Origin of the sequence: Pseudomonas abieticivorans, from assembly GCF_023509015.1 — a bacterium.
GTDB classification, from domain to species: domain Bacteria; phylum Pseudomonadota; class Gammaproteobacteria; order Pseudomonadales; family Pseudomonadaceae; genus Aquipseudomonas; species Aquipseudomonas abieticivorans.
The window spans coordinates 6,566,277-6,593,192 of sequence record NZ_CP094975.1; the positions used below are offsets into that span (position 1 = coordinate 6,566,277).

The window sequence follows — 26,916 nt, forward strand, 5'->3', positions numbered from 1 at the left end:
GAGGATGAACATGAGTGCGACCCCGTCCCTGGACGACAAATACGTCCAGCACAGCGGCAGCGTTTTGCTCACCGGCATTCAGGCGCTGGTGCGCCTGCCGCTGATGCAGCGCCAACGCGACCTGGCCAACGGCCTGAACACCGCCGGGTTCATTTCCGGCTACCGCGGCTCACCGCTGGGCGGCCTGGACCAGGCGTTATGGAAGGCGCGCGAGCACCTCAAGGCGCACCACACGGTATTCCACCCGGGCATGAACGAAGACCTGGCGGCCACCTCGATCTGGGGCACCCAGCAGGTCAACCTGTTCGAGGGTGCCACCTACGATGGTGTGTTCGGCATGTGGTACGGCAAGGGCCCGGGCGTGGATCGCTGCGGCGATGTGCTGCGCCATGCCAATGCCGCCGGCACCTCGGCGTTCGGCGGCGTGCTGGCGATTGCCGGCGACGACCATGGCGCCCGTTCCTCTTCGCTGCCGCACCAGACCGAGCACATTTTCAAAGCGGTGATGATGCCGGTGCTCGCCCCCTCGGGCGTGCAGGAATACTTGGACTACGGCATGCATGGCTGGGCCATGTCGCGCTACTCCGGTTGCTGGGTGGCGCTCAAGGCCGTGGCCGACACCGTGGAAAGCGCGGCGGTGGTGGACATCGATATTCATCGCGTGCAGCCGGTGATCCCAGACATCACATTGCCGCAGGGTGGCCTGAACATTCGCTGGCCCGACCCACCGTTGGACCAGGAGCAGCGGCTGCTGGAACACAAGCTGTATGCCGCCCTGGCCTATGCCCGCGCCAACCGCCTGGACCGCATCGTGATGGACTCGCCCAAGGCGCGCATTGGCATTGTCACCTCGGGCAAGTCCTACCTGGACGTGTGCCAGGCACTGAAGATCCTGGGCATCGACGACACGTTGGCGCAACAGATTGGCCTGCGGGTGTACAAGGTCGGCATGGTCTGGCCCCTGGAGGCCGAAGGCGTGCGCCAGTTCGCCGAAGGCCTGGAAGAGATCGTGGTGGTGGAAGAAAAACGCCACCTGATCGAGTACCAACTCAAGGAAGAACTCTACAACTGGCGCGAGGATGTACGCCCGCGCATCGTCGGCAAGTTCGACGACAAGGGCGAATGGAGCCTGCCGCACACCGGCTGGCTGCTGCCGGCCATCAGCGACCTGACCCCGGCGATGATCGCGCGGGCCCTGGCCAAGCGTATCCTGCGCCTGCATCAAAGCGGCCCGCTGCAAGTGCGCCTGGCCGTGCTCGAGGCGCAACTGGCGAGCAAGGACCAGTTTCGCAACCTGATGGACCGGGTGCCCCACTACTGCTCCGGCTGCCCCCACAACACTTCGACCAAAGTGCCCGAGGGCAGCCGCGCGCTGGCCGGCATCGGCTGCCACTACATGGCCGCCTGGATCTACCCGCAAACCCAGACCTTCAGCCAAATGGGCGGTGAAGGCGTGGCCTGGATCGGCCAGGCGCCCTTCACCACCACCCCACACGTGTTTGCCAACCTGGGCGACGGCACCTATTTCCACTCCGGTATCCTGGCCATTCGCGCCGCCATTGCCGCCAAGGTGCCCATCACCTACAAGATTCTCTACAACGATGCCGTCGCCATGACCGGGGGCCAGCCGGTGGATGGCAACCTGAGCGTGGCGCAGATCAGCCGGCAACTGGCCGCCGAAGGCGTGCAGCGCCTGGTGGTGGTCAGCGACGACGTGGAAAAGTACCGCCACGTCGACGACCTGGCCCAAGGCGTGCCGGTGCTTGGCCGCGACCAGATGGACGCGGTGCAACAGCAACTGCGTGAATACCCCGGCGTGTCGGCGATCATTTACGACCAGACCTGCGCCGCGGAAAAACGCCGGCGGCGCAAGCGCGGCAAATTCCCCGACCCTGCGCGCCGGGTGATGATCAACGAAGCCGTGTGCGAAGGCTGCGGCGATTGCAGCAGCAAGTCCAACTGCATGTCGGTGGTGGCGGTAGAAACCGAGTACGGGCGCAAGCGCGAGATCGACCAGTCGTCGTGCAACAAGGACTTCACCTGCCTCAACGGTTTTTGCCCAAGCTTCGTCACGGTGGAGGGCGGCACCCTGCGCAAGCCCAAGCCATTGGCCAATACCGAAGAAGCCTGGGACTTGCCCGTGCCGACCATTGCCGCGCTGGATGAGCCCTACAGCATCCTGGTGACCGGTGTCGGTGGCACCGGGGTGGTGACCATCGGCGCCTTGCTGGGCATGGCGGCCTTTATCGAAGGCAAGGGCACGCTCAACCTGGACATGGCCGGCATGGCGCAGAAAGGTGGCGCGGTGTGGTCGCACATCCGCATCGCCGCCCGCCAGGATCAGCTGTTTGCCCCGCGCATCGCCGAAGGTGAGGCCGCCCTGCTGCTGGGCTGCGACCTGGTGGTGAGCGCCAACACCGAAACCCTGTCCAAGCTGCGCCAGGGCGTGACCCATGCCCTGGTCAACTGCGAAGAAAGCATCACCAGCGCCTTTGTGCGCACCTTTGCCTTGCAGGCCGAAAGCGGCGACCTGGTCAAACACCCCGACCCCACCTTCCACACCCAAAGCATGTCGGCGCAAATCGCCGAAGCGGTGGGCCATGCCCAAGCGGACTTCGTCGACGCGAGCAAAATCGCCACCTCGCTGATGGGCGACTCGATTGCCACCAACACGTTCATGCTCGGCTACGCCTGCCAGAAAGGCTGGTTGCCGGTGGGCGAAGCGGCGCTGTTGCAGGCCATCGAGCTGAACGGCACGGCCGTGGCGTTCAACCTCTCGGCATTCGCCTGGGGCAGGCGCTGCGCCCACGACTTGCCACGGGTGTTGCGCAAGCTGCAGGCGGGCAACGTGCAAAGCGCCGACCGCAGCCTTTCACACAGCCTGGAAGAAACCGTGGCGCGGCGCGTGAGCTTTCTCACCGCCTACCAGAACGCGGCGCTGGGCCAGCGCTACCGCCAGCGCGTGGAGCAGTTCATGGCAGCGGAAACCACCCTGCTGGGCCAGCCAGGCGAGTTGTCGGCCAGTGTTGCCCGTCACTACTTCAAGGTGCTGGCGATCAAGGATGAATACGAAGTGGCGCGGCTGTTTACCCAAGGCCCGTTCCTGGAAAAAGTGCAGGCCACGTTCGAGGGTGACTACCGCCTGCGCTTTCATCTGGCACCGCCCGTGCTCAACGGCGACAGCAGCGGCGGCGAGCCAAGGAAACGCAGCTTTGGCCCCTGGATGCTCCAAGGCTTCAAGGTGCTGGCAAAATTCAAGTGGCTGCGTAACACCTGGCTCGACCCGTTCGGGCGCACCCATGAGCGCAAGGTGGAACGCGCCTGGCTGGCCAGCTACGAGGCCATCCTGGACGAACTGCTGGCAGGCCTGAGCGCCGACAAGCTGGGGCTGGCCCACGACCTGGCCGAGTTGCCGGACAGCGTGCGTGGCTACGGCCCGGTGAAAGAGCGCTACCTGGCCAAGGCCCACGAGCGCCAGGCGCAGTTGCTGGACCAATGGCGCAACGGGCCGCCGGCACGCTTTCACGATGCCAGCCAACCCGCCGGGCAGATTGCTGTCACTCAACTCTAGGCTCGGTACGAAATGTATCCCAGCTCGGCCATGCTGCGTGGAAAACAGGCTCGTGCGCGAGTCCGATCGCAATGCTCATTGACCACCCGTCAAGTCGAGCGCGACCCCGGTCCTTTCCTCGCCTGTTTTCGCCTTGCCTGGCCTTCGCTGGAACACATTACCTAGGCGTTTTCGTACCTGGACTGCGGCCGCTGCTGGGCTTAACTGAGCATCAGCATGCCGCCATCGATCGCCAGGGTTTGCCCGGTGACGAAGCGCGAGCCGTCGCCGGCCAGGAACACCAGCACGGGCGCAAGGTCGCGGGCCGCATCGCCCAGGCGCCCCCCGAGGGGCACTTGCCCGGCCATGAAGGCGTCGTGTTGGCGCAACTGCTCAGGGCTCATGCTGGCACGCGTGGCGTCGTACATGGGCGTCCACATGGCCGGCGCAATGGCATTGACGGTGATGCCCAGCGGGCCCCATTCGCGGGCCACCGTGCGGGTCCAGGCCAGCACTGCGCCTTTGCTCGCGGCGTAGTGGGCCTTGCCTGGCTGGCCCAGCACGCCTGCGGCCGAGGCAAAATTGATGATGCGCCCGCCGCTGTCCTTGAGCCGTTCGTAGGCGGCGCGGTTGGTCAGGAAGGTGCCACGGGTATTTACCGCGAACACCTGCTCCCATTCCTCCAGGCTGATGTCTGCGGCTTGGGCATTGGGCGCGATACCGGCCGCGTGCACCAGCACGTCCAACCCGCCCAGTTGCTGGTCGGCCCAGGCAAAGGCTGTGTCCACCGAGCCGCTGTCGGCAATGTCGCAGACAGTCGAACGCGCCCAGCCCCCGCCGGGCGCTTGCAGCGGGGCGGATTCACCCAGGTCGAGGCTGACCACGCGTGCCCCCTGCTCGACGAATGCCTTGACCACCGCGGCGCCGATCCCTCGGCCGCCGCCCGTGACGATGATGCGCTTGGCTGCCAGTTGCATGGCCTAACTCCTCGTGTCGTGATGTTATTGATCGATACGCTGCAACGCCGCCGCGCACAGGCGCAGGGCCGAAGCGTGGTGTTTCTCGCCGGTGGCCATCGGCGCCTTGCCCGCACAGGCGCGGGCATAGCTGACCTCCAGGAAGATGCCCAGCTTGAAACCAGCCAGCACCAGGTACCAGTTGAAGTCCGCCAACGAGCGCGAACTGCCGGCGCGATAATGCGCGACCAGCTCCTCGCTGCTGCAAAAGCCGGCCCAGGGCTGTACCTGGATGGTGCCGGCCCCTTTGCCATCGGCACCGGGCCAGGTGACCACCAGCCAGGCAAGGTCGAGCAAGGGGTCGCCGACCGTGGCCAACTCCCAATCCACCACGGCCGCGAGTTCTGCGCTGTCGTGGCAAAACATCACGTTGGACAGGTGAAAATCACCGTGCAGGATGCCGGGCTGGAACTGCCGGGGGCAGTGCGCGCCCAGCCATTGGGCCAGTCGCGCCAGGCCCGGCAGGCCATCGGCGCCGGGCCAGCCGGGGCTACCCTTGACGCTGTCCAGGTGCGCCAGCCACCGCGCTACCTGGCGCTGGTGAAAGCCATGGGGCCGGCCAAAATCGGCCAGCCCCACGGCCCGGTAGTCGACCTCGCCCAGGCGCAGCAGCGCGTCCACCATGGCCAGGCCCATGCGCCGGCGCAGCGCCGGGTCGCCCGCGTGCAAGGCGGGCAAACCGGCGGGGTTGCTGGGGTTGAAGCCCTGTACCGGCGCCATCAGATAAAAGCTTGCGCCCAGCACCCCGGGGTCGTCGCAGGCCGCGATCAGGCCGGCATGGGGCACCGCCGAACCGGTCAGTGCCCGCAGCAGGCAGGCCTCGCGTTCGATGGTCTTGCTGCCGGTGGGCCGCAGGGCCACCGATGGGGTGCGCAGCACAAACTCGCGGGTACCGCGGCCAAACCTGAGCAACAGGTTCTGGGTGCCCCCCGCGAGCACGGTGGGGGCCCGGATGGGGCCGGCCTCCAGGCCTTGGCTATCCATCCAGCGGGCCAGATGTTGAAGGTTCACGCAGGCTTGCCAATCGCTCATGGCTGCGGCTCGGCGACGCTCGCCAGCACCTCGGCGTATTTTTCCCGGGCACGCAACGCGGCGGTCGGCCGATGGTAGTCGGGGAACAGGTCATCGCAGGGCAGGTAATCGCGCAACAATTGCTTGGCCACAGTGATCTTGTGCACTTCGGTGGGGCCGTCGGCCAGCCCCAGCTGGAACGAGCGGACGATATAGCCGGTGAATGGCATCTCGTCGCTGACCCCGAGTGCGCCATGCACCTGCAGGGCCCGCGCGGCGATGTCGTGCAGCACCTTGGGCATGATGGCCTTGACGGCGGCGATGTCCTTGCGCACCCGCTGGTAGTCCTGGTACTGATCGATGCGCCAGGCGGTGCGCATCACCAACAAACGAAACTGTTCCAGTTCCACCCACGAGTCGGCGATCTTTTCCTGGACCATCTGCTTGTCTGCCAGGCGCTCGCCCTGGGTGCTGCGCGACAGCGAGCGCTGGCACAGCGCATCCAGTGCTTTCTGCGCCTGGCCGATCACGCGCATGGCGTGGTGCACGCGACCGCCGCCCAGGCGTACCTGGGCCACCACGAAGGCCTGCCCCGGCGCACCGAGCATGTCGCTGGCGGCTACGCGCACCTTGTCGAACGACAGATAGGCGTGGGTGGCCGCCGGGTCATCGGCGATGCCAACGTTGCGGATGATGCTCACCCCCGGGGTATCGGCGGGGATGATGAACATCGACATGCCCTTGTACACCGAGACACTTTTATCGGTGACGGCCATCACGATGTAGAACGCCGCGTATCGGGCGTTGGAAGCGAACCATTTTTGGCCACTGAGCAACCAGCCGTCACCGTCGCGCACCGCGTGGGTGGTGAACACGCTGGGGTCGGCGCCGCCCTGGGGTTCGGTCATGGCAAAGCACGACACGATGTCGCCGGCCAGCAACGGTTGCAGGTAGCGCTGCTTTTGCGGGGGCGTGCCAAAATGCGCGAGGATTTCGCTGTTGCCCGAATCCGGTGCCTGGCAACCAAACACGATCGGGCCGAACAGTGAACGGCCAAGTATCTCGTTGATCAGCCCCAGGCGCACCTGGCCGTAGCCGGCACCGCCCAACTCGGGCCCCAGGTGGCAGGCCCACAACTTGCGCGCCTTGACCTGCGCTTGCAACGGCTTGACCAACTGCACGAACAGCGGGTCATGGATGTTCCAGGGGCTGCCCAGCAGGTGGTCGAGGGGCTCGACTTGTTCACGCACGAATTGATCGATCCAATCCAGTTCTGCTTGTGTCTCGGGGTCGGTCTGAAAGTCCCAGGCCATGGTGTGTCTCCACGCAAAAAATGATCAGGCCAACAACATGCCGCCGTCGACCAGCAAGGTTTGGCCCAGCAGGTAGCCAGCCAGTGGCGAGGCCAAAAACAGCGCTACGTTGGCCATGTCCTGGGGTGTGCCCAGGCGCCCCAGGGGGATGCCGCGCAAGGCGCTCTCCAGGCGTTTGGGGTTGGCCGTGGTGACCTCGGTGAGTTTGGTTTGCACCAGGCCCGGCGCAATGCCATTGACCCGGATGCCATCCCGCGCCCAGGCTTCGGCCAAGGTGCGGGTCAGGCCAAAGGCGCCAGTCTTGGAGGCGTTGTAGGCCGGGTTGCCACGCGTTGAATGGAACGCTGCAGCCGAGCTGACCACGATGACCGCGCCCTTGGCTTCGCTGAGCAACGGGTGAAACTTCTGCGCGCACACCATCACGCTGGTGAGGTTGATGTCGATGACGCGCTTGAAACCTTCGCTCAAGAACTCCTGTTGGTCATAGAGCACCGTGCCCTGGGCCAGCACCAGCACGTCCAGGCGCGTAAACGGCACCCGGGTCGCCTCGATCCGCTCGGCGTCAGCGACATCGACCTGGGCGTAGTGCAAGCCTTCCAGGTCCGAGCCCGCCGAGTTTCGATACGCCGCCGCGCAGGCGCGCGTACCCCACACGTGCACCTGGGCGCCGCGCTGGCGAAAGTTTTGCGCGATGCCATTGCCGATTCCGCTGGAACCGCCGACTACCAGCACGGTTTTGCCGCTGAAATCCAACTCGTCCATAGGTATTCCTTGCACTGCTTTTCGATAGAAAGGGAGGCGACTAGAGCGCCAGCCAGCCGCTGGCGGCCAGGCGCTCGAGTTCTTCGTTGCAAACGCCCAGCCCTTGCAGCACCTGCCGAGTGTGCTGGCCCAGGGCTGGGGGCGGTCGCTGCAGGGACAACGGCAGATCGCCGAAATCCCAGAACGCGCCAATCTGTTGCAGGTCGCCATACACAGCATGGGGGTAATGGGCGTGCAGGCCGGCGGCGGCGTGTTCAGGGTCGTCGAGGAAAGCGTCCAACTGCGCCTCCAGCACCGCTTCGGCCGGTACTTCGGCGCCGGCCAGGGCCGCCAACGCCGCTTTTCGGGTCAGGCCGGCGCACCATTGCGGCGGCGAGCGGCCCGTCAGTTGATCGAATCGCAGGGCTTCGGCAGGCGCCAGGGCAGCGACGGCGATCCAACCATCGCTGCAGGGGTAGAGACGGTGATGGTCGCCCAGGCCGGTCTGTTGTCCGTCCATGTGCGCGACCGGCGTCAGGGTGCCATCCTCTCGTACCACGGTTTCGCTCAGGGTCAGCAGAGTCGCACCCAGCAACGAGGAGCTGACCATTTGCCCGGCACCACTGCGATTGCGCTGGTACAGCCCCAGCAGCAACGCGTAGAGCGAGGACAGCCCGGCGAAAAAATCACCCACGCCAAAGCGCAGCCACATGGGTGGCTGCCCCTGACCGCCCTGCTCCATTTCCCAACCGCACGAGGCCTGCATCAACTGGTCGAACCCCGGCCAATCGGCACGCGGCCCCGTGGCGCCATATGCACTGACGTGGCAGTAAAGCAACTGGGGGTTCAGCGCCTTGAGGCTGTCGTAATCCACCTTGAGCTTGCGCGCGGCCGGCAGACGCATGTTGTGGTGCACCACGTCGGCCCAGCGCACCAGGGTTTGGACCAATGGGTCGGTCTGCTCGACGCCCAGTTGCAGCGCCACCCCAAGCTTGCCGCGCTGGGTACCACTGAAGATGCGTTCCAGGCGGCGCATGGCATCGCCCTTGGGCGCCTCGACCTTGATCACCTCGGCACCCAGGTCTGCCAGCAGCATGCAGGCGAATGGCCCGGCCAGGTAGGCGCCCAGGTCCAGCACCTTGAGGCCGTGCAGCGGCGGCAAGGGCGGCGGCGCAGTTACCGGCACAGTGGCCGCGTGACCTGGCCGGTCGCTCAATCGACCGTTGGCCTCGCCAGCCCGGGGCGCGCCGGCACCGACCCGCGCAGGCGGTTGCACCTGCCAGGCCGGGCCCGGCTGAAGGGTATGGCCCAGTTGCGGGTCTTGCACCTGCACCACGTAGCCATTGAGGCGCGCTTGCTCATCGAAGTAGATCTGACCCAAGGGCGCGGCGATCTGCGCGGCCACGTCGTGCTGCCAGAAATGCTCGGCCCAGTCTTGCGCCGGCCGGGTCGCGATCACCGCTTTGTTCGCGCCGAAATTGGGCGCGACATGGCTGGGCGGCCACAGCGCATTGAGCCGTGCCACCTCCACCTCGCCCAACTCGGCCAGGGCGGCGCTCATCCACGGGGCCTTGTCGGGCGAATAGTGCACATGCAGCCAGCGGCCATCGGCGCACTGATGCAACGGGATGGGAATGTGCTTGTCCAGGCCCTTGGCAAACGCCTTGGTGGGCGTTTGCGCACGGTTCCAGTGCATGGTCATGGGCACCAACGCGGCCTGGGCCAGGCTGGTATGGGCGATGCCGCCGCGCCCGTCACGGTGGCGTGCGAGCAGGCGCGCCATCACCCCCACCACGCATAGCCAGCACGCCAGCCAGTTGGCGAACGGCATGCGCACAAACACCGGGCCAACTCGGTGCCCGGGTTGCTCGTCCAAGAGCCCAAGGCGGGCCAGGATCAACGTCTCGCGAGGCAGCGCGTTGGCCAGCGCATGGCGCTGGGGCCAGCCACCGATCGCCGACACCACCAATTGCGGGAAGGCCGCGCCGAGCCCGGCATCCGCCAAGCCCAACGCTTGCGCCGCGCGTGGGGTGAGGTCATGCAGCAGCACATCGGCGCCCGCCAGCAGCGCGTGCAAGCGGGTGCGGTCGCCGCCGTCTTGCAGGTCCAGGGTAACGCTGCGCTTGCCACGGTTGAGCACCGCGAACAGCGCCGCCGGCTGGCGGGCAGGGTTGACGGGGGGCTCGACCATCACCACCTCGGCGCCGGCCTCGCACAATTGCAGGCCTGCGGCAGAACCGGCGATACCGGTGCATAGGCTGATGACGCGAATACCATCGAGAATTGCCGGGGCCATGTCGCACCTTTGGGTGTCTTGTCATGTTCACACCGCCTTGCAGCAAAGCTGCAAAACGAAACGTTGAACCGAGCTTAGGCGCTTTCGATGATATTCCCTATACAGATAACGATTCTGAATGCAGAACCATAATCAACACCCCCCTGCCCTACGCCTTACTTGGCCAACTCGGCGTCGATGGCCGCCAACAAGCGAGGGTCGTCAGCAGCCACGTCCGGGGCAAAGCGGCCGACCACCTGCCCGGTGCGATCCAAGAGGAATTTCTCGAAGTTCCACACCACCTGGTCGCTGGCGCCCGAGTCGATGCCGTAGCCCTTCAGGCGCTCGCGAAACGGTCCCTCGCCGGTGCTCACCGGCTGCGCGGCAGTCAACCGGGCGTAGAGTGGGTGCTGGTCGTCACCGCGAACCGACACCTTGGAAAACAACGGGAACTGCACGCCATAGGTCAACGAACAGAATTCCTGGATCTGCTCGTCGCTGCCGGGTTCCTGCTCCTTGAAGTTGTTTGCAGGAAACCCCAGCACGCTCAGGCCTTGGGCATGCTTTTGCTGATAGAGCTTTTCCAACCCCTCGTATTGGGGCGTCAGGCCGCATTTGGAGGCGACATTGACCACCAGCAACACCCGGCCCTGATACTCATCCAGGGTTGCGGGAGTGCCGTCGATTTTTTGCAAAGGGATGTCGTAGAGTGAATCGGTCATGGCAGGGCCTTGTTAAATGTGATCGGTTGATGGAAAAGACAAAAGTACCGCCCGAACAAAATAGAACACATTATCAATATATGTCCAACAAACACCCGGCCGAAGGCCTGATTAACCATGACGGCCAATCGACGCCAGCCCTCACCGATTGGCCTGGGCCCCCAGCAGGAAAAACCCGGCACGCTTGCCAAATCCACCGGCACCCTTGAAAATGAGATTCATTATCATAAATTCTCGTTTCAGGTTTGAGCCATGCCCACTGTCGACCTCGCGCAGCAACAGGCCGTGCAAACGCTGTACACCCACCACCACCCCTGGCTGTGTGGTTGGTTGCGTAAACGGCTTGGCTGTATGGACCACGCGGCGGACCTGGCGCAAGACACGTTCATACGGGTGCTAACCCAGCGCAAAGCCCCGGAACTGCGCGAGCCGCGTGCTTATTTGAGCACCATTGCACGCAGCCTGATGATCGACATGTTCCGCCGCCGTGCCCTGGAGCAGGCCTATCTTGAAGTGCTGGCGGCCAGGCCCGAAGCCGTGGACATCTCACCTGAAACACGCTTGCTGATCATTGAAACCTTGCTGCAGATCGATCAATTGCTCGATGGGCTGGGCAGCCGCACCCGCGAGATTTTTCTGATGTCGCAGCTCGATGGCATGAGTTACGTGGACATCGGTCGGCAACTGGGCGTCTCGGTCAATACCGTCAAAAAGCACGCCGTGCGGGCCTTGATGCAGTGCCTGCTGGCTACCGAGGAGTAAGCCATGGCGATGGATCATGCCACCCTTGAGGCGGCGGCGCGCTGGTACGTGGACCTGCGTTGCGACGACGTCGATGAGGCCACGCGCCAAGCGCACAGGCGCTGGCTGGACAGTGCACCGGGCCATCGCCAGGCGTGGGACCGGTTGACGCTGCTGCAAGAAAGCTTTGGGCGGGTAGGCCCGGGCCTTGCCCGCCCCATGCTGAGCAACGCCCGCGCCAAACGCAGGGAGTTCCTCAAGGTACTGTCGCTGTTGCTGGCGGCGGGCGGCACGGGCACCTTGGCCTGGCGCACCACCGCGCTGCCAACGCTGTTGGCAGACCAACGTACCGCCACCGCAGAGCGCCTGAGCCTGCGCCTGGACGACGGCAGCCAACTGCTGCTCAACACCTGCACGTCGGTGAACATCCGCTACACCCCGCGCCTTCGCGAGGTGCAACTGCTCAGTGGGGAAATCCTCATTGAAACCGCCCATGACGCTCTAGCCCGACCGTTTGTGGTGCACACCCAGGAAGGCAGCATCCGCGCCCTGGGTACGCGCTTCATCGTGTTGCGTGAAGCCGATCACTCGCAGGTATGCGTGCTGGAGCATGCCGTCCAAGTGCGCACGGCAGCGCTGGGCCCGGCAGTGCAGGTAGAGGCTGGGCACAGGCTGATGTTCCGTCAGGATCAGGTAGGCAGCGTACTACCCGCCCCCGCGCAGGCGGATGCCTGGACCCGCGGCATGCTGGTGGTCAACGACTGGTACCTGGCGGACCTGATCAGCGAACTGCAGCGCTATCGCCCGGGTTATCTGGGCTGTGATCCAGCCGTTGCAGGCCTGCGGATTTCGGGGTCGTTCCACCTGTCCAACATCGACACCATTCTGGCAAATCTGTCGTCCACCTTACCGGTGCGCATCTGGCAATTGAGCCGTTATTGGACTCGCGTGGAGCCCGCATAGCCACCTGCCGGAAAATAATTCAAGCCAAGGGGGTGTGGTTTTCGATTCTCGTTCGACTTGGTAGAGAGAGGCGCAATAGACGCTACCACTACTGCCATTGGGCGAAGGAAACTGTATGTCCGCACACACGCTAACGATTGACCGCCCCCACAGACTCGCACGCGCGGTACGCCGGGGGGTGTTGGGCCTTGCCCTGGGCGTGCCACTGGCAGCCGCGGCCGTTACGCCGTCAGCGTGGGCGCAAACCCGGCAAGAAATCAGCTTTGATATTCCCGCAGGCGCCGTGGATGTGGCGCTGGCACAGTTTTCGGCCGCCACCTTGGCAAACATCTCTTTCGCCCCGGGTGCAGCACAAGGGCGACGGTCCACCGGTTTGCACGGCAGCTATTCGGTGGACTCCGGTTTGCGCCAATTGCTGGCCGGCAGTTCGTTGCAAGCGGTGCAGTTGGCCGATGGCAGCTACACGTTGATCCCCGTGGTGGACGGCGCGGTACAACTTGACCTCACCAGCATTTCGGGCAAAACCGCAGAGCCCGCAGGCGGCCCGGTGCAAGGCTACGTGGCCACGCACAGCAGCGCCGGCACCAAGACCGACACGCCCCTGATCGAGACCCCGCAGTCGATCTCGGTGATCACCCGCCAGCAGATGCAAGCCCAGGGCGCGCAGACCGTTACCGATGCGCTGCGCTACGTGCCCGGCGTCAAGGTCGAAGCCTACGGCCTGGACCCAAAAGGGTTCGACTGGCTGTACATCCGTGGCTTCAACGGCCAGGCCAGCAGCGACTACCTCAACGGCCTGCGTCAGCAAAACAACAGCTACGCGTTTTTCCGCAGCGAACCTTATTCGCTCGAGCGCATTGACGTGGTTCGGGGCCCGGCCTCCAGCCTGTTTGGCCAAGGCGATGCGGGCGGTATCGTCAACCGCGTGAGCAAAAAGCCTGAAGCCGACCACGTCAACGAAGTGCAGCTGACCGGCGGCAATCATGATCGCCTGCAAGGGCAGTTCGACATCGGCGGCGTGCTGAGCGACGATCAACACCTGCTCTACCGCGTGGTGGGCCTGGCGCGTGACGCCAACACCCAGGTGGATTACGCCGACGGCCACGAACTGAAGGACGACCGCCTGTACCTCGCGCCCTCCCTCACTTGGGCGCCGGATGAAGACACCAGCCTGACCGTGCTCACCGACTTTTTGCGTGATCGCAACGGTGGCTCGCTGTTCGCCTACAGCACGCCCAGCGGCCACACCACCAACATCCTGATGGGTGACCACAGCTTCAACCACTTCTCGCAAGACCAGTACAGCCTGGGCTACGAATTTCGTCACCGCCTGAACGACACCTGGGAGTTGCGCCAGAACGCTCGCTATGGCCAGGTCGATCTGATTTTCCAGAACTTGCTGCCGGCCGCCGTTGATATCAGCTCTGGCAACGTGACGCGCATCGCCGACCGTTTCGACCAGCACATGGACACCTTTAACCTGGACAACCAATTGCAGGCCGACTTCAGCACCGGCCCGCTGACCCACAAATTACTGCTGGGTGTTGACTACACCTGGCTGGACGCCGACGTCACCCGCTGGCGAACACTGGCGCCAAGCTTGAATCTCTACGATCCGCAGTACGGCCAGAACATCATCCGCCCCACGGCCGCCAATAGCTTGAGCTCCATTGATTACGACCAGACGGTCCAGCAGGTCGGCGGTTACCTGCAGGATCAAATCAAGTTCGATGACCACTGGATTCTCACGGCCGGCGGGCGCTATGACTATGTGCGTAATGCCCTGGACAACCATGTAGGCGCCTCCAGCAACCAGAAGGACAACGCCTTTACCGGGCGCCTGGGGCTCACTTACCTGACCGATTTTGGCCTGGCGCCCTACGTCAGCTATGCCGAGTCCTTTACCCCGAACACCGGCACGGACGGCAATGCCAAAGCCTTTGACCCCAGCATGGCCCATCAATGGGAAGTGGGCGTGAAGTACCAGCCGGTCGATGCGATCCTGATGACCCTCGCCGCCTACGACCTGACCAAGACCAACGTGCTCACCAACGAGATCGTCGGTGGCGTCAACACGGGGTTCTCCGTGGCCTCCGGTGAGCAGAAATCCACAGGGGTGGAGGCCGAGATCAAGGCCCGGCTGGATCAGAACTGGGATGTGATCGCGTCCTACACCTACACCCATGCCGAAATCACCAAGAGCAACCGCGGCGACGAAGGCAACCGCCCCGCCAACGTGCCCAAGCACATGGCCTCGGCCTGGCTGAACTACACCTTCCACCAAAACTGGCTGGACGGCTTGAGCCTGGGCGGCGGCGCCCGCTACACCGGCGCGCTGTACGGCGACAACGACAACACCTATCACATCGACAACTACACGCTGTTCGACCTGGGCGCCAGCTACCCGATCAACAAAAACGTGAGCGTCTCGGTGAATGCACAAAACCTGCTGGACACCGAGTACGTGGCCACCTGTGACGACTCGTACGAGTGCTACCCAGGGCTGCGGCGCACGTTGCTGACCAGCGTTAAATACGCCTGGTGAACTGGCACTTTCTCCTGGGTGCGGCAAGCCGCGCCTGGGGGAAGTGCCCAGTCGCTATTTTTCAGGCGCACACAAACCGGTCTGAACCTGTGGAACTGGCCACTGAACTGCTGGCACTGATCGCCCGTAAGTGCGCCCCCCGCACAGCACCTCAACTCACCCATTCCACCGTCTGCAAAATGCGCTTGTAGGGCGACTCTGCGGCCGCCATCTGCGCTTCGATCGTATCGATCAGGCACTCCAGAAATTTCTCCGCCGCAGGCCTCAGTGGTTGGCCGCTGCGGCTGATCGCACCCACCAGCGCCGAGCCTACCGGCTCGCGCAGGGGCAGCGCACACAAGCCTTCGCGCTGGGCACACACCTCCACCAGCGGCCAGGGGAAAATACTGAGCATGTCGGTGTCGCGCAACAGGCTCAGGGTAATGGACAACGAATGGGAGAAGTGCGCGTGGCCCGGCGCGACGAATTCGCCGTCGTGGCGGGCGGACAGAATCCAGTCGGCGAACGCCAACTCGTCCAGCGAACGGCAGTCGGCCAAGGGGTGGCCGCGCCGCGCGACCACCGCGCAATCGGCGCTGAACAGCGGCACGTAGTTAAGGTCGACGTTGGTGCATTGGCTGTCCAGCCGGCCAATGAACAAATCCAGGCTGGCGTCGCGCAAACGCGGGTACGCGATCGAATGCAGGCCCTCGTGAAGCTCCAGTTGCACATGGGGATAGCGCTGGCGGAACTGTACCGTCACCTGCGCCAGCAAGGTCATCGCCAGCCACGGCGTGACCGCCACCGACAGGCGCCCTGCCAGCTCGCCCTTGCAATCGGCCACCACGTGGCTGGCGCTGTCCATCTGCGCCACCAGCAAGCGTGCCTGCTCCAGCAGGCGCTTGCCGGCTTCGGTAAAATCGATGCCCGAGGTGTTGCGCACCAGCAACTGCAGGGAAATCTCGCTTTCCAGCTTCTGCACCGCCTTGGTCACGGCCGCAGGCGAGGTGTCCAGGCGCTTGGCCGCACCGCGGATACTGCCCGCGTCGGCCACGGCCACCAGGGCGTTGAGTTGATAGAACTTCATGGTCACCTGCCGTTGTTAACCCAGGGTTGCCGCGTTCACCGCCAATTGCCTTTCAGGCCCTGGGGGGGCGGGCCTATGCTGGGCCCCATGCCCCTGGAAGAGCCTTGCCAATGCCGCACATCGACCCTCACTTGCAGCCCATCGAAACGCAGATGCGCCAATTGCGCCAGCGCATTCACGCACACCCAGAGCTTGGGTACGAAGAATACGTCACCAGCGACCTGGTTGCCGAGCGCCTGTTGCAATGGGGCTATGAGGTGCACCGCGGCATCGCCGAAACAGCCGTCATCGGCACCCTGAAAAAAGGCACCGGGACTCGCGTGCTGGGCCTGCGCGCTGACATGGACGCCTTGCCCATCCTTGAGAAAACCGGCCTGCCCTACGCAAGCCAGGTGCCGGGGAAAATGCACGCCTGCGGGCATGATGGCCACACCACCATGTTGCTGGCGGCGGCCAAGGTGCTGGCCCAGGACACCCCCTTCGATGGCACCCTGCGGTTGATTTTCCAGCCCGCCGAGGAAGGCCTCGCCGGTGCCCGACGGATGATCCAGGAAGGCGTGCTCGAGCAGTTCCCTTGTGACGCGTTGTTCGCCATGCACAACATGCCCGGTTACCCGGCCGGCACGCTGGGTTTTCGCCCCGGCGCGTTCATGGCTTCGGCCGACCAGGTCAAGGTCACGGTGCACGGCCACGGCGGCCACGGCGCCATGCCCCACCAGTGCGTCGACCCGGTAGTGGTGTGCGCAAGCATAATCATGGCCTTGCAAACCATCGTCTCGCGCAACGTCTCGCCCCAGGACATGAGCGTGATCACCGTGGGCGCCATCACCGCCGGCAAGGCCTCCAACGTGATCCCCGACAGCGCCGACATGCTGATCTCGGTGCGCGCCCTGAATGACACCGTGCGCGAGCGCCTCGAAGCGCAGATCAAGCACCTGATCCACGCCCAGGCAGACGCTTTTGGTGCCAGCGCCGAGGTGCACTACAGCGCCGACTACCCGGTGCTGGTGAACGACCCGGCCATGACTGAGTTCGCGACGCAGGTGGCGCTCGATTGGCTGGGCGCCGATCAAGTGCTGACCGACATTGCCCCCTTCAACGGCAGTGAAGACTTTGCCTGGTTCTTGCGCGAGCGCCCCGGCTGCTACCTGATCATCGGCAACGGCGAAGGTGAAAAAAGCTGCATGATTCACGACCCGCGCTACGACTTCAACGACGACATTCTCATGCGCGGCGCCGGCTACTGGATCAAACTGACCCAAGCCTACCTGGCATCGCGCACTTGACGCTGACTCCTTCCTGCTGACCTTCACGAGGCCTCACATGCTGCGACTGAACCTGCAATGCGCCGCCCTGATCTGCGGGCTGGCAATGGCGAGCACCAGCCACGCCGCCGACGTCATCCGCTTTGGCGTGGACCCCAGCTACCCGCCCTTCGAGCAAAAGCTGCCCGACGGCTCGCTGGCAGGCTTTGACATCGACCTGGGCAATGCCTTGTGCGCGCAGCTCAAGGCGCGCTGCGTGTGGGTCGAGCAAACCTTCGACGGCATGATCCCGGGCCTCAAGGCGCGCAAATTCGATGGCATCCTCTCGGCCTTCAGCGACACCGCAGCCCGCCGCCAGCAGGTTGACTTCAGCCAGCGACTGTATGTGGCGCCTTCCTCGCTGATCGCCAAGAAAGACTCAGGGCTGCTGCCCACCCCTGCCTCGCTGAAGGGCAAGTCGGTGGGCGTGGTCCAGGGCTCGCTGCAAGAGAGCTACGCCAAGGCCGAATGGGCACCGGCCGGCGCCAGCATTCAGTCCTATCAGACTCAGGACCAGGTATTCATGGACCTGACCAGCGGGCGCCTGGACGCCTCGTTCCAAGCCTCGGCGCAGGGTGATAGCGGCCTGTTGCAAAAGCCTCAAGGCAAGGACTTTGCCTTTGCCGGCGAGCCGGTGATCGACAAGAGCATCATTGGCAACGGCGTGGCCATTGGCGTGCGCAAAAACGATCCGGCCATGCGCCAGCGGCTCGACGGGGCCATCGCGGCCCTGCACGCATCCGGCGAGTACCAAAAGATCGCGGCCAAATACTTCAGCTATGACGTCTCGGGTGAGTGATTGCCATGCATAAATTCGCATTGACCGAGGGTGACTTCCAGGCCGACGACCTGGGCAGCGACGCCCAGCAGTTTTTTCGCACCCACGGTGCCTTGTGCATACGCAATGCGTTTACCGAAGCGCAAGTGGCGCAGCTGCAAACCGGCATCGAACAGAACCTCGCCCACCCCAGCCCGCGGGCCAAGGTGGCCAGTAACCCGGATGACCCGGGCTGGTTTTTCGAAGACTTCTGCAACTGGCAGGACAACCCTCACTACCAGCGTTTCATCGAGGATTCGGCACTGGCGACGATCGCCCAGCGCCTGCTCGGCAGCCGACAGATCCGCCTGTATCACGACCACCTGCTGGTCAAGGAACCCAATACCCGCCAGCGCACGCCCTGGCATCAGGACCAGCCCTACTACAACATCACCGGCGCCGACACCATCAGTTTCTGGATCCCCGTGGACCCGGTCGCGCAAGCCTCCACGCTTGAGTTCGTCGCCGGCTCCCACCTGGGCCCGTGGCTAATGCCGCGCTCGTTCATGGACAACCAGGCCAAGTGGTTCGCCGAGGGCAGCCTGGCCGACCTGCCGAACATCGAGGCGCACCGCCAAGACTTTCCGATCCTGGGCTGGGCGCTGCAGCCAGGCGACATGGTGTGCTTCAACATGCTTACCCTGCACGCCTCTGCAGGCGTGGGCGGTGGGCAGCGGCGCCGGGCGTTTTCGGTGCGCATGCTCGGTGATGACGTGCGCCATGCGCCACGGCCGTGGGTGACTTCGCCAGAGTTCCCCGGGCTGCGGGAAACCTTGGCCGAAGGCGCGGTGATGGCGCATCCGTTGTTTCCACTGCTGGCGGGCTGAGTCGTTTTCCATCCTGTGCCGATGCCTGTAGAGTCAGCAGGCACCCTTTTGCGAGCCACACCCATGACCACTCCGTTCCCTGCCAGCCCCAGCTACCGCACCCTGCGTGAGCGTTTCCTGAGCGCCGCCAGCGCCGCCGGCGCCAGCCTGACGCGCTATGCACACCCGCTGGCCGGACCGTTTGGCGAGGCCTTGAGCACCGACGTTGCGGTACTGGGCAATCCGCAAGCCAAGCGGCTGCTGGTGGCCTTGAGCGGCACCCATGGGGTGGAGGGCTATTACGGTTCCGACTGCCAAAGCCGTTGGCTCGAATCGCTGGCCGGCCGTACGTTGCCCGATGACGTCGCCATCGTGATGGTCCACCTGATCAACCCGTGGGGCACCGCCTGGATGCGCCGCGTCAACGAAGACAACCTCGACCTGAACCGCAATTACCTGGACTTCACCCAACCGTTGCCCGACAACCCTGCCTATGCGGCGGTTCATGACCTGTATACCTGTGCAAGCCTGCAAGGGCCCAAGCGCGACGCGGCCGACGCCCGCTTCGCCGCCCTGATCGACGAGCACGGCTGGCCAGGCTTGATGTCGATCGTTGAGGCCGGCCAGTATCAGTTCGCCGATGGCTTGTTTTTCGGCGGCGTTGGCCCGTCGTGGTCCAACCGTACGCTGCGCGATATCATCAAACAGCACCTGAGCCACGCCCAGGAGGCCATGACCTTCGACCTGCACACTGGCGCCGGCGCGTACGGCCATCCCATGCTGATGACCATCACCCAAGCCCCCTACCCAGCGCTGGCCGACGCCCAGGCGCTGTTTGGCCCGTGGCTGTACACCCTGATCACCGGGGCCAATACCCTGAGCGACACCGGCGTTGCCGCCACCTCCACGGGCTACACCTCCCAGGCCCTGGTCGACGCATTGCCCGGTGTGCGCCTGATGCCGTTCGTGATCGAGTGCGGCACCTATGCCGGGCCCCAGGTGCACCAGCACTTGCGCGATGACCATTGGCTGCACCTCTACGGCGACCCGCTGAACGCCACGGGCGCGCGCATCAAGCGCGGTTTGCTGGAACAGTTCTACCCTGCCGACAGCGATTGGCAGGCAGTGGTGTGGTTGCGCACCCGGCAAATCTGGGAGCGAGCGCTGGGGGCCTTCGGCCAGCAGTAGACACCGCCGCGAACGCCCGCATAATGACGGCCCAAGGTTTGGCCCAAAGCCAGATGCAGCCGCCCCCGTCACACGGAACCCGCAATGACCAGCATTACCCCGCGCCCCTACGTTCGATGGGCCTTGCCGGCCCTGCTCGCCTTGCAACTGGCCTTGCTGGCCGGCTGTTCCAGCCAGGCCAGTTCCAAATGCTATGCAAAGGCGCTGCCCACCCGCGGCGAGGGCGGCCTGGCCTGGGGCGCCAGCGAGAACATTGCGCGCCACAAGTCCCTGGAATATTGCGCGCGCTATGCCAGCCGTTCCGGGGGCACGCCGGATACCTGCAAGGTCGTGTTGGCCCAGTGCAAATAGCGCCCACGGCCGTTCAGGCTCAGGCTTGGTCCATGGCCTCGGTCACGCCCTTGTCCTCACCCAAAAAACCACCGCTCTGGTGCTGCCACAGCCGCGCGTAGATGCCATTTTTGGCGAGCAGTTCGGCGTGGGTGCCCTGTTCGATGATGCGTCCGTCATCCATCACGATCAGCCGGTCCATGGCCGCGATCGTCGACAGCCGATGGGCGATGGCGATCACGGTCTTGCCGTGCATCATGTCATCGAGGCTTTCCTGGATGGCCACTTCGACCTCTGAATCCAACGCGCTGGTAGCCTCGTCCAGCAGCAGGATGGGCGCGTTCTTGAGCATTACCCGGGCGATCGCCACGCGTTGGCGCTGGCCGCCGGACAGCTTGATACCGCGCTCGCCCACCAGGGTGTCGTAGCCGGTATGGCCTTGGCGGTCGCTCAGTTGGCTGATGAACCCATCGGCCTGGGCGCTGGCCGCCGCACTGCGGATTTGCGCGTCGCTCGCTTCAGGGCGGCCGTAGGCGATGTTGTCGCGGATGGAGCGGTGCAGCAGCGAGGTGTCCTGGGTGACCATGCCGATAGCGCTGCGCAGGCTGTCTTGCGTGACCTGCGCGATGTCTTGCCCGTCGATACGGATCGCTCCGCTGTCCACGTCGTAAAAGCGCAGCAGCAGGTTGATCAGCGTGGACTTGCCCGCGCCGCTGCGGCCCACCAGGCCGATTTTTTCGCCTGGGCGGATGCTCAGGCTCAGGCCATCGAGCACCTGGCGTTCGCCATTGTAGTTAAAGCTCACGTTATCGAACGTGACGGCACCGCCGCGCGTCTGCAGCACGCCCGCATCCGGCGCATCCTGCACCTTGGCGCCACGGGTCAGGGTGGCCATGCCGTCTTGTACCGTGCCGACGTTTTCGAACAGCGAGGTCATCTGCCACATGATCCAGTGCGACATGCCATTGATACGCAGCGCCATGGCGGTGATCGCCGCCACCGCACCGGTACCGATTTCGCCCAGGTGCCATAGCCACAGGGCGTAGCCGCCAGCGGCCATCAGCAGTGCAACCACCAAGGCCTGGTTGACGATCTCGAATTGGCTGACCAGGCGCATCTGGCGAAAGCCGGTGTGCTTGAAGTCTTCCATCGCCGCGCGCGCGAAGTGCGCTTCGCGGTTGGAGTGGGAGAACAGCTTGACCGTGGTGATGTTGGTGTAAGCATCCGAGATACGCCCGGTCATCGACGAACGTGCATGGGCCTGCTCTTGCCCGACCTTGCCCAAGCGGGGCACGAAGTAAACCATGGCCAGCCCAAATAGCACCAACCAGGCCAGGAACGGCAGCATCAGCTTCAACGCAAACCCGCCGGCCAGGGCGATGATGGCGATGAAATATACGCCGATGCCGGGGATGATCTCGATCAGGGTAAACAGCACGTCACGTACGGCCAGGGCCGTTTGCATCACCTTGGTGGTGACCCGGCCTGAGAACTCATCGGAAAAAAACGAAAGGCTTTGCTTGAGCATCAGCCGATGGAAGTCCCAGCGCAGCCGCAACGGCAAATTGATCGCCAGTACCTGGTGCTGCACCATGGTACGCAACGCCACCAAGCCAACGCTTGCCAGCATCACCAGGCCCATGCCCCACAACACGCGGCTTTCCCGGCCGGCCGCATCGCCACCGGCCTGCCAGGTGGAGAGCAGGTCCACCACCTGCCCCAGGAACGAAAACAGCCAGGCCTCGTAAACCGACACCGCGCCACCGAGCAGCGCCAGCAACAGGACATAACCGCGGGCACCGCGCGTGCAGGCCCACAGGAAACGCGCAAGCCCCATGGGCGGCGGCGGCACTTCGTCAGGTGGAAAAGGGTCGAGTCTTCGTTCAAATACACGAAGCATTGTGGTCTCCAAAACGTTCACGTTGTGCAGATTCTGCCATCTAACGGGTACGTTGAGGATTTTGATCAGACGATGGTCGCCATTATGCGAGCAAGGCGTGCCTGCGACAGCGGCCTCAAGATCACCGTCGCGGGCAAGCCTTGCGCCCCCAGGCGTTCATGCTTGATAGCGCCAAACCATCAAGGCGCGGGATGCTCACTGGCTACCGAATCAGCAGCCTCCACGTCCGCCATGTCTTCATCGACAGACGCGTTGTTATCTTCGGGTATCGAATCTGCCGGGGGCTTGCCGGTTGAATCATGCCCGGTTTCGCTGTCGGTGCGGCTGGTCACGCCCTTTTGGGAAATATTGCCCGGCGCATTTTCATCAATGTGCATGTTCGCTCTCCGTCCACTGTAGCGCTCGGCTTGTCGGCGCTTAAACGTGAGAGGCATTGGTGAATGGCAAGTGCCGCGTAGCAGACGAATGGCAGGTGGCCGGGCTTCACGCCAATGCCGATGGAACCACTGTGTCCAAAATAAAGAATAATTAATTGGATAATGATATTCATTTCCATAAACTCCCCCTCCTGTCCTGAGCTGTGCGCCGCTTGGATTCGCCCTCCTCCTGCCTTGGATGTCCTGATGCACCTATTCAAACGCTTTGGTTTTCCTGTGATCGGCCTGCTGTTGGCCGGGCAAAACATGGCCTATGCCACCACTTACCCGGTGACCGTGACCGACGTTTCAAACCGGCAAGTGGTGATTGACCACGAGCCCCAACGCGTGGTGCTGCAAGACGGTCGCGACCTGTTCACCCTGGCCGTGCTCGACCGCCAAGACCCGTTCAAGCGAATCGTGGCCTGGAACAACATCATCAAACGCAGCGACCCCAACACCTGGCAGGTGTTTGAACGGCAATGGCCCCAATCTGCCAACCAAGCCACCGACATGCAGTTTGGTGACGAGGGCGACCTGAACCTGGAAGCCATCGTGGCCGCTCGCCCCGATTTGCTGGTGTTTCAGACCCGTGCCCGGGCGTCGCTCGCCAGTGCCGGGGTCGAGCAAAAGCTGGCCGCGCTGCACATTCCCGTGGTGTTCGTGGACAGCGACCTGGACCCAGTCACCCACAGCCAACAGACCGTGGCCCTGCTGGGCAAGGTGCTCAACCGCGAAGCCGAGGCCAAGGCCTACCTTGATTTCTACAAGACCCGGCTGGCGAAAGTTACGGCCATTGCGCAGCAGCACACACAAAAACCTGTGGTGTTCGTGGAAGCCAAAGCGGGCCAGGCCGGCTCTGCCACCTGCTGCTTTACCCATGGCGACGTGTACTGGGGCAAACTGGTGCAGGCCGCAGGCGGACAAAACCTGGGGTCGAGCCTGTTGCCGGGCGCGACGGGGGAAGTCACCCTGGAAACGGTGTTGGGCAAGCAGCCTGACGTGTACCTGATGACCAGTTCCAAATTCCCCGGCAATACCTCGGTCGCCGCGCCGTTCGGTTTTGGCGAGGGCGTTCAACAGGCAGCCATCGACCATTCGCTGAGCCTGCTGCAGCAACGCCCCGGCTTCTCTCAATTGAAGGCCAGCCAGAACCATCGGGTCTACGGCATCTACCACCAGTTCTACGCCAGTTCCTGGAACATTTTGGCGCTTGAATACCTGAGCCAGTCATTCTACCCGGACAGCGCCTGGCAACTGGACACCGCACAAAGCCTGAAGGCGTTGTTCAGCCTGACGGGCCTCAAGGCGGTGCCGTCGATCCTGTACGCCCCTGCCCCTGCGATCCACCCATGACGACCCCAGTCACCCCGGCAGCGCTTCAAGCGCGCTACACGCACACGGTCAGGCGCCGCAGCCTGTTGCTGGTGATCCTGGTGGTGTGTGCCGTGGCCGCGTTCGTGGCTGACCTTGTGGTCGGCTCCGGCACGCTGACCTTCGGCCAGGCCATCCGCGGCCTGCTGCAGCCCGACAGCGTCGATGCCAGCACCCGCGTGATCCTGTGGGAGCTGCGCATGCCCATGACGCTGATGGCCGTGCTCGCCGGCACCAGCCTGTCGTTGGCGGGCTTGATGATGCAGACGGTGCTGGATAACCCCCTGGCCGAGCCCTTCACCCTGGGCCTGTCCTCGGCCGCAGGGTTTGGCGCCTCGTTGGCCCTGGCCTTCAACGTGTCGATCAGCCAGGCGTTGCCCGGCGTGAGCACCGACCTGATCATCACCGCCAATGCGTTCCTGTTTTCCTTGCTGACGGTGGGCATCATTTTGCTGATGAGCCGGGGCAGCATTGGCCTGCAAGCCATCACGCTGCTCGGTATCGCCGTGCATTTCGTCTTCAGCTCGCTGCTGGGTCTGATCCAATACGTGGCCAGCGCCGACCAACTGCAAAGCATCGTCTTCTGGTTGATGGGTTCGCTGCTGCACGCCACGTGGACCAAAGTGACCCTGTGCGCGGTGATCGCTGCCGTCGCCTTGCCGATCGTGTTGGCGCAGGCCTGGGCGTTGACCGCCTTGCGCAGCTTCGGCGAACAGGCCGTGGTGTTCGGCGTGCCAGTCAAACGGGTCCGCACCGTGATGCTGGTGCTGGCGGCCATGCTGGCGGGCGCGGTGACTTCGGTGGTCGGGATCATCGGCTTCGTCGGCCTGGTGGCACCCCACGTCGCCCGCTTGTTGGTGGGTGAAGACCAACGTTTCACCATCGCGGTGACCGTCGCCTGCGGCGTGATCTTCGTGACCCTGGCGTCATTGGCCAGCAAGTTGATCGTGCCCGGCGCCGTGTTGCCCATCGGCATGATGACCTCGCTGATCGGCCTGCCGTTTTTCATCATCCTTATCCTGCGCGACCGGAGGCTGACGTCCCGATGAGCTTTACTACCGCCGACTACACAGTCACGTTGCGAGGCAAGCCCATCCTCAAGGGCCTGGACATCCAGGCCCAGCCCGGCCGCACCCTGGCCCTGCTGGGCGCCAATGGCGCGGGCAAGTCCACCTTCATGAAAGGCCTGTGCGGGCTGGTGCCGGCACAAGGCTCGGCCACGCTCAATGGCACGCAGTTGCTGGGCACGCCCCAAAGCACCCGCGCGCAACTGATCGGCTACGTGGCCCAAGACATGGGGCACCTGGACGTACGGCTGTCGGTGTACGAATTGCTGCTGTTGGCCCAGCGCGGCAGTGCACGCAGCTGGACTACCGGCCAAGCCCCACAGCGCAAAGCCACGCACATGCTCGAGCTGTTGGGCCTGGAGCGCTTCGCCCAGTGCCAGCCCGGGCAACTCTCAGGCGGCGAACGGCAAATGATCGGCCTGGCCCTTGCCTTGGTGCGTAGCCCGCAACTGTTGCTATTGGACGAACCGACGTCAGCGCTGGACCTGGCCAACCAACTGCAAATACTCGACGCCGTGAGCACGTACACCCGCGAAAACAACATCGTCACGCTGGCCATTTTCCATGACATGAATTTGGCCAGCCGCTATGCCGACGACACCCTGATGCTGCATCAGGGCCAGGTGCATTGCAGCGGTACCACACGCGCCACGCTGACCGCGCATAACCTTGCGCACGTGTACGGCGTGGATTGCCGGGCGCTGGAGGTGGATGCCGGGGCGTTCACGGCGATTTATCCGGTGTCGGTGCTTAAGGACGGTGCGGCGAGTGCGCCTGCGCCTGCGCGGCAGGCTGCGACGGGGCGCACCGCAACTCATGCCAGCGTACCGAACCGCTCGCCAATCACCTGAACGATAAACCCCATCACCGCCCGCAACAGCGGCGAATGCCTCAGGTCCGCGTGCACCACCAACCAGATTTCACGGGAAAACCCATCGCCTTCACAGGGCAGCCTGCGCAACAGCGGGTCTGCATCACCGATAAAGGTGGGTAGCCCGGCCACACCCACACCCGTGCGGGCGACCGCGTGCTGGGTGGTGATATCGCTGACTTCGCACACGACCTTGCGGCCCTGCGCGGCACTGAGCAGCCATTTCTGGTGGGGCATGTCGGCATACTGAGGTTCGTAGGCGATGAACGCCCATTCGGCTGGCGTGCCCAGGTGTTCATAGTGCTGGCTTGCGTACAGCGCGAACGGCATGTCGCCCAGCTTGCGCGTGACACTGTCAGGCTCGGTCGGGCGGTACAAGCGCACGGCGATGTCGGCTTCGCGACGGCCCAACGACACACTCTGCGCTTGGCTGGCGATCGACAGCTGCACCTGCGGATACAGCTTGCAGAACTGGCTCAGCGTGCCCGCCAGGAAATTGCTGGCCAACACCGGCGGCGCGCTGACCGTCACCCGCCCCGCCGCCGGCGACTGCTCGGCGCGCACCAGCCGCTCCACGGCAAAGGCGTTGGCCTCCATCTCGGCGGCCAGGGTGTGCACCTGCAGCCCGACGGCAGTGAGGTGGCAGGCGCGCGGCTGGCGGTCGACCAGGCGCACGTTCAACTGGGCTTCCAGCGCATTCAAGCGTCGGCTCACCGTGGCATGGTCGACCTTGAGCGCCCTTGCTGCGCCCGACAAGCTGCCGGCGCGCGCCACGGCCAAGAACACGCGAAGGTTTTCCCAATCAAACATCGGTGCGTTTTCTCCAGGCAAGTGTGCAGACTTACCGAATATTCGCACAGATCGCACCGCCGTACCCTGTCACCTCCAACCAGGAGGTCA

22 protein-coding genes are annotated in these 26,916 nt (G+C 64.1%); 12 read left to right on the forward strand and 10 right to left on the reverse strand.

The annotated features are described in order from the left end of the window. Nucleotides 1-10: 10 nt before the first annotated feature. Nucleotides 11-3,571: an indolepyruvate ferredoxin oxidoreductase family protein gene (locus L9B60_RS29785; RefSeq protein WP_249674756.1), complete on the forward strand. Its 3,561-nt coding sequence runs from the start codon at nucleotides 11-13 to the stop codon at nucleotides 3,569-3,571. 200 nt (nucleotides 3,572-3,771) lie between these two features. On the opposite strand, the gene L9B60_RS29790 is transcribed toward L9B60_RS29785, so the two are convergent. From L9B60_RS29790 to L9B60_RS29815, 6 genes are all read right to left on the reverse strand, one after another. Continuing rightward, nucleotides 3,772-4,527 (reverse strand): SDR family NAD(P)-dependent oxidoreductase, encoded by a 756-nt coding sequence (locus L9B60_RS29790; protein WP_249674757.1) that lies wholly within the window; start codon nucleotides 4,525-4,527, stop codon nucleotides 3,772-3,774. A gap of 24 nt (nucleotides 4,528-4,551) precedes the next feature. Next, entirely contained in the window at nucleotides 4,552-5,598 is a 1,047-nt protein-coding gene (locus tag L9B60_RS29795; RefSeq protein ID WP_249674758.1) for a phosphotransferase family protein, read from the reverse strand. Continuing rightward, nucleotides 5,595-6,890 (reverse strand): acyl-CoA dehydrogenase family protein, encoded by a 1,296-nt coding sequence (locus L9B60_RS29800; protein WP_249674759.1) that lies wholly within the window; start codon nucleotides 6,888-6,890, stop codon nucleotides 5,595-5,597. Before L9B60_RS29800 ends, L9B60_RS29795 begins: the two co-directional genes overlap by 4 nt. Nucleotides 6,891-6,914: 24 nt before the next feature. Beyond that, nucleotides 6,915-7,652 carry an SDR family NAD(P)-dependent oxidoreductase gene (locus L9B60_RS29805; protein WP_249674761.1) on the reverse strand — a complete coding sequence of 246 codons (738 nt, stop codon included), beginning with the start codon at nucleotides 7,650-7,652 and terminating at the stop codon, nucleotides 6,915-6,917. 40 nt (nucleotides 7,653-7,692) lie between these two features. Beyond that, complete coding sequence (locus tag L9B60_RS29810; protein WP_249674763.1) at nucleotides 7,693-9,927, reverse strand: CoA transferase; 2,235 nt, start codon at nucleotides 9,925-9,927, stop codon at nucleotides 7,693-7,695. A 155-nt stretch (nucleotides 9,928-10,082) separates the two neighbouring features. Further along, on the reverse strand, nucleotides 10,083-10,628 hold the full coding sequence (locus L9B60_RS29815; RefSeq protein ID WP_249674764.1) for a glutathione peroxidase: 546 nt from the start codon (nucleotides 10,626-10,628) through the stop codon (nucleotides 10,083-10,085). Nucleotides 10,629-10,880: 252 nt separating this feature from the next. Between L9B60_RS29815 and L9B60_RS29820 the strand changes: the two genes are divergently transcribed. The 3 genes from L9B60_RS29820 (at nucleotide 10,881) to L9B60_RS29830 (ending at nucleotide 14,877) form a co-directional block, all read left to right on the forward strand. Beyond that, on the forward strand, nucleotides 10,881-11,390 hold the full coding sequence (locus L9B60_RS29820) for a sigma-70 family RNA polymerase sigma factor (RefSeq protein WP_249674765.1): 510 nt from the start codon (nucleotides 10,881-10,883) through the stop codon (nucleotides 11,388-11,390). A 3-nt stretch (nucleotides 11,391-11,393) separates the two neighbouring features. Next, a complete protein-coding gene (locus L9B60_RS29825; RefSeq protein ID WP_249674766.1) occupies nucleotides 11,394-12,332 on the forward strand; it encodes a FecR domain-containing protein in 939 nt (312 codons plus the stop codon). A gap of 115 nt (nucleotides 12,333-12,447) precedes the next feature. Continuing rightward, on the forward strand, nucleotides 12,448-14,877 hold the full coding sequence (locus L9B60_RS29830; protein ID WP_249674767.1) for a TonB-dependent siderophore receptor: 2,430 nt from the start codon (nucleotides 12,448-12,450) through the stop codon (nucleotides 14,875-14,877). Nucleotides 14,878-15,028: 151 nt separating this feature from the next. Here the strand turns inward: L9B60_RS29830 and L9B60_RS29835 are convergent, their stop codons facing one another. Next, nucleotides 15,029-15,943, reverse strand: a complete 915-nt coding sequence (locus L9B60_RS29835; RefSeq protein WP_249674768.1) for a LysR family transcriptional regulator — start codon at nucleotides 15,941-15,943, stop codon at nucleotides 15,029-15,031. A 110-nt stretch (nucleotides 15,944-16,053) separates the two neighbouring features. Between L9B60_RS29835 and L9B60_RS29840 the strand changes: the two genes are divergently transcribed. The 5 genes from L9B60_RS29840 to L9B60_RS29860 all read left to right on the forward strand — a co-directional run bounded on the left by L9B60_RS29840 (nucleotide 16,054) and on the right by L9B60_RS29860 (nucleotide 20,409). Further along, on the forward strand, nucleotides 16,054-17,229 hold the full coding sequence (locus L9B60_RS29840) for a M20 aminoacylase family protein (protein ID WP_249674769.1): 1,176 nt from the start codon (nucleotides 16,054-16,056) through the stop codon (nucleotides 17,227-17,229). A 37-nt stretch (nucleotides 17,230-17,266) separates the two neighbouring features. Next, nucleotides 17,267-18,046 carry an ABC transporter substrate-binding protein gene (locus L9B60_RS29845; RefSeq protein ID WP_249674770.1) on the forward strand — a complete coding sequence of 260 codons (780 nt, stop codon included), beginning with the start codon at nucleotides 17,267-17,269 and terminating at the stop codon, nucleotides 18,044-18,046. Between the two features lie 5 nt (nucleotides 18,047-18,051). Beyond that, a complete protein-coding gene (locus L9B60_RS29850; RefSeq protein WP_249674771.1) occupies nucleotides 18,052-18,891 on the forward strand; it encodes a phytanoyl-CoA dioxygenase family protein in 840 nt (279 codons plus the stop codon). A 63-nt stretch (nucleotides 18,892-18,954) separates the two neighbouring features. Next, complete coding sequence (locus L9B60_RS29855; protein WP_249674772.1) at nucleotides 18,955-20,058, forward strand: DUF2817 domain-containing protein; 1,104 nt, start codon at nucleotides 18,955-18,957, stop codon at nucleotides 20,056-20,058. Between the two features lie 84 nt (nucleotides 20,059-20,142). Continuing rightward, the gene (locus L9B60_RS29860; RefSeq protein WP_249674773.1) at nucleotides 20,143-20,409 is read left to right on the forward strand and encodes a hypothetical protein; all 267 of its coding nucleotides are present in this window, start codon (nucleotides 20,143-20,145) and stop codon (nucleotides 20,407-20,409) included. 19 nt (nucleotides 20,410-20,428) lie between these two features. Here L9B60_RS29860 and L9B60_RS29865 read toward each other — a convergent pair whose 3' ends face one another. Continuing rightward, nucleotides 20,429-22,288, reverse strand: a complete 1,860-nt coding sequence (locus tag L9B60_RS29865; RefSeq protein ID WP_249674774.1) for an ABC transporter ATP-binding protein — start codon at nucleotides 22,286-22,288, stop codon at nucleotides 20,429-20,431. Nucleotides 22,289-22,467: 179 nt separating this feature from the next. Further along, nucleotides 22,468-22,665, reverse strand: coding sequence for a hypothetical protein (locus tag L9B60_RS29870; protein ID WP_249674776.1), 198 nt, complete (start codon nucleotides 22,663-22,665; stop codon nucleotides 22,468-22,470). Nucleotides 22,666-22,911: 246 nt separating this feature from the next. On the opposite strand from L9B60_RS29870, the gene L9B60_RS29875 reads away from it, so the two are divergent. Genes L9B60_RS29875 through L9B60_RS29885 form a run of 3 tightly spaced genes read left to right on the forward strand, consistent with a single transcriptional unit; the run spans nucleotide 22,912 to nucleotide 25,996 of the window. Further along, nucleotides 22,912-24,060: an ABC transporter substrate-binding protein gene (locus tag L9B60_RS29875; protein ID WP_249674777.1), complete on the forward strand. Its 1,149-nt coding sequence runs from the start codon at nucleotides 22,912-22,914 to the stop codon at nucleotides 24,058-24,060. Continuing rightward, nucleotides 24,057-25,127, forward strand: coding sequence for a FecCD family ABC transporter permease (locus tag L9B60_RS29880; protein WP_249674778.1), 1,071 nt, complete (start codon nucleotides 24,057-24,059; stop codon nucleotides 25,125-25,127). Before L9B60_RS29875 ends, L9B60_RS29880 begins: the two co-directional genes overlap by 4 nt. After that, the gene (locus tag L9B60_RS29885) at nucleotides 25,124-25,996 is read left to right on the forward strand and encodes an ABC transporter ATP-binding protein (protein WP_249674779.1); all 873 of its coding nucleotides are present in this window, start codon (nucleotides 25,124-25,126) and stop codon (nucleotides 25,994-25,996) included. The genes L9B60_RS29880 and L9B60_RS29885 overlap by 4 nt, the downstream gene beginning before the upstream one ends. Here L9B60_RS29885 and L9B60_RS29890 read toward each other — a convergent pair. After that, entirely contained in the window at nucleotides 25,960-26,826 is an 867-nt protein-coding gene (locus L9B60_RS29890; protein WP_249674780.1) for a LysR family transcriptional regulator, read from the reverse strand. The genes L9B60_RS29885 and L9B60_RS29890 overlap by 37 nt on opposite strands. Between the last annotated feature and the right edge of the window lie 90 nt (nucleotides 26,827-26,916).

Excerpts from the sequence above, each read along its gene's own strand:
- L9B60_RS29835 (WP_249674768.1), bottom strand. The coding sequence starts at position 15,943 with ATGAAGTTCTATCAACTCAACGCCCTGGTGGCCGTGGCCGACGCGGGC.
- L9B60_RS29785 (WP_249674756.1), top strand. The coding sequence starts at position 11 with ATGAGTGCGACCCCGTCCCTGGACGACAAATACGTCCAGCACAGCGGC.
- L9B60_RS29800 (WP_249674759.1), bottom strand. The coding sequence starts at position 6,890 with ATGGCCTGGGACTTTCAGACCGACCCCGAGACACAAGCAGAACTGGAT.
- L9B60_RS29890 (WP_249674780.1), bottom strand. The coding sequence starts at position 26,826 with ATGTTTGATTGGGAAAACCTTCGCGTGTTCTTGGCCGTGGCGCGCGCC.
- L9B60_RS29795 (WP_249674758.1), bottom strand. The coding sequence starts at position 5,598 with ATGAGCGATTGGCAAGCCTGCGTGAACCTTCAACATCTGGCCCGCTGG.
- L9B60_RS29860 (WP_249674773.1), top strand. The coding sequence starts at position 20,143 with ATGACCAGCATTACCCCGCGCCCCTACGTTCGATGGGCCTTGCCGGCC.
- L9B60_RS29790 (WP_249674757.1), bottom strand. The coding sequence starts at position 4,527 with ATGCAACTGGCAGCCAAGCGCATCATCGTCACGGGCGGCGGCCGAGGG.
- L9B60_RS29850 (WP_249674771.1), top strand. The coding sequence starts at position 18,052 with ATGCATAAATTCGCATTGACCGAGGGTGACTTCCAGGCCGACGACCTG.
- L9B60_RS29875 (WP_249674777.1), top strand. The coding sequence starts at position 22,912 with ATGCACCTATTCAAACGCTTTGGTTTTCCTGTGATCGGCCTGCTGTTG.
- L9B60_RS29805 (WP_249674761.1), bottom strand. The coding sequence starts at position 7,652 with ATGGACGAGTTGGATTTCAGCGGCAAAACCGTGCTGGTAGTCGGCGGT.
- L9B60_RS29825 (WP_249674766.1), top strand. The coding sequence starts at position 11,394 with ATGGCGATGGATCATGCCACCCTTGAGGCGGCGGCGCGCTGGTACGTG.
- L9B60_RS29865 (WP_249674774.1), bottom strand. The coding sequence starts at position 22,288 with ATGCTTCGTGTATTTGAACGAAGACTCGACCCTTTTCCACCTGACGAA.
- L9B60_RS29830 (WP_249674767.1), top strand. The coding sequence starts at position 12,448 with ATGTCCGCACACACGCTAACGATTGACCGCCCCCACAGACTCGCACGC.
- L9B60_RS29885 (WP_249674779.1), top strand. The coding sequence starts at position 25,124 with ATGAGCTTTACTACCGCCGACTACACAGTCACGTTGCGAGGCAAGCCC.
- L9B60_RS29845 (WP_249674770.1), top strand. The coding sequence starts at position 17,267 with ATGCTGCGACTGAACCTGCAATGCGCCGCCCTGATCTGCGGGCTGGCA.
- L9B60_RS29855 (WP_249674772.1), top strand. The coding sequence starts at position 18,955 with ATGACCACTCCGTTCCCTGCCAGCCCCAGCTACCGCACCCTGCGTGAG.
- L9B60_RS29880 (WP_249674778.1), top strand. The coding sequence starts at position 24,057 with ATGACGACCCCAGTCACCCCGGCAGCGCTTCAAGCGCGCTACACGCAC.
- L9B60_RS29870 (WP_249674776.1), bottom strand. The coding sequence starts at position 22,665 with ATGCACATTGATGAAAATGCGCCGGGCAATATTTCCCAAAAGGGCGTG.
- L9B60_RS29820 (WP_249674765.1), top strand. The coding sequence starts at position 10,881 with ATGCCCACTGTCGACCTCGCGCAGCAACAGGCCGTGCAAACGCTGTAC.
- L9B60_RS29810 (WP_249674763.1), bottom strand. The coding sequence starts at position 9,927 with ATGGCCCCGGCAATTCTCGATGGTATTCGCGTCATCAGCCTATGCACC.
- L9B60_RS29840 (WP_249674769.1), top strand. The coding sequence starts at position 16,054 with ATGCCGCACATCGACCCTCACTTGCAGCCCATCGAAACGCAGATGCGC.
- L9B60_RS29815 (WP_249674764.1), bottom strand. The coding sequence starts at position 10,628 with ATGACCGATTCACTCTACGACATCCCTTTGCAAAAAATCGACGGCACT.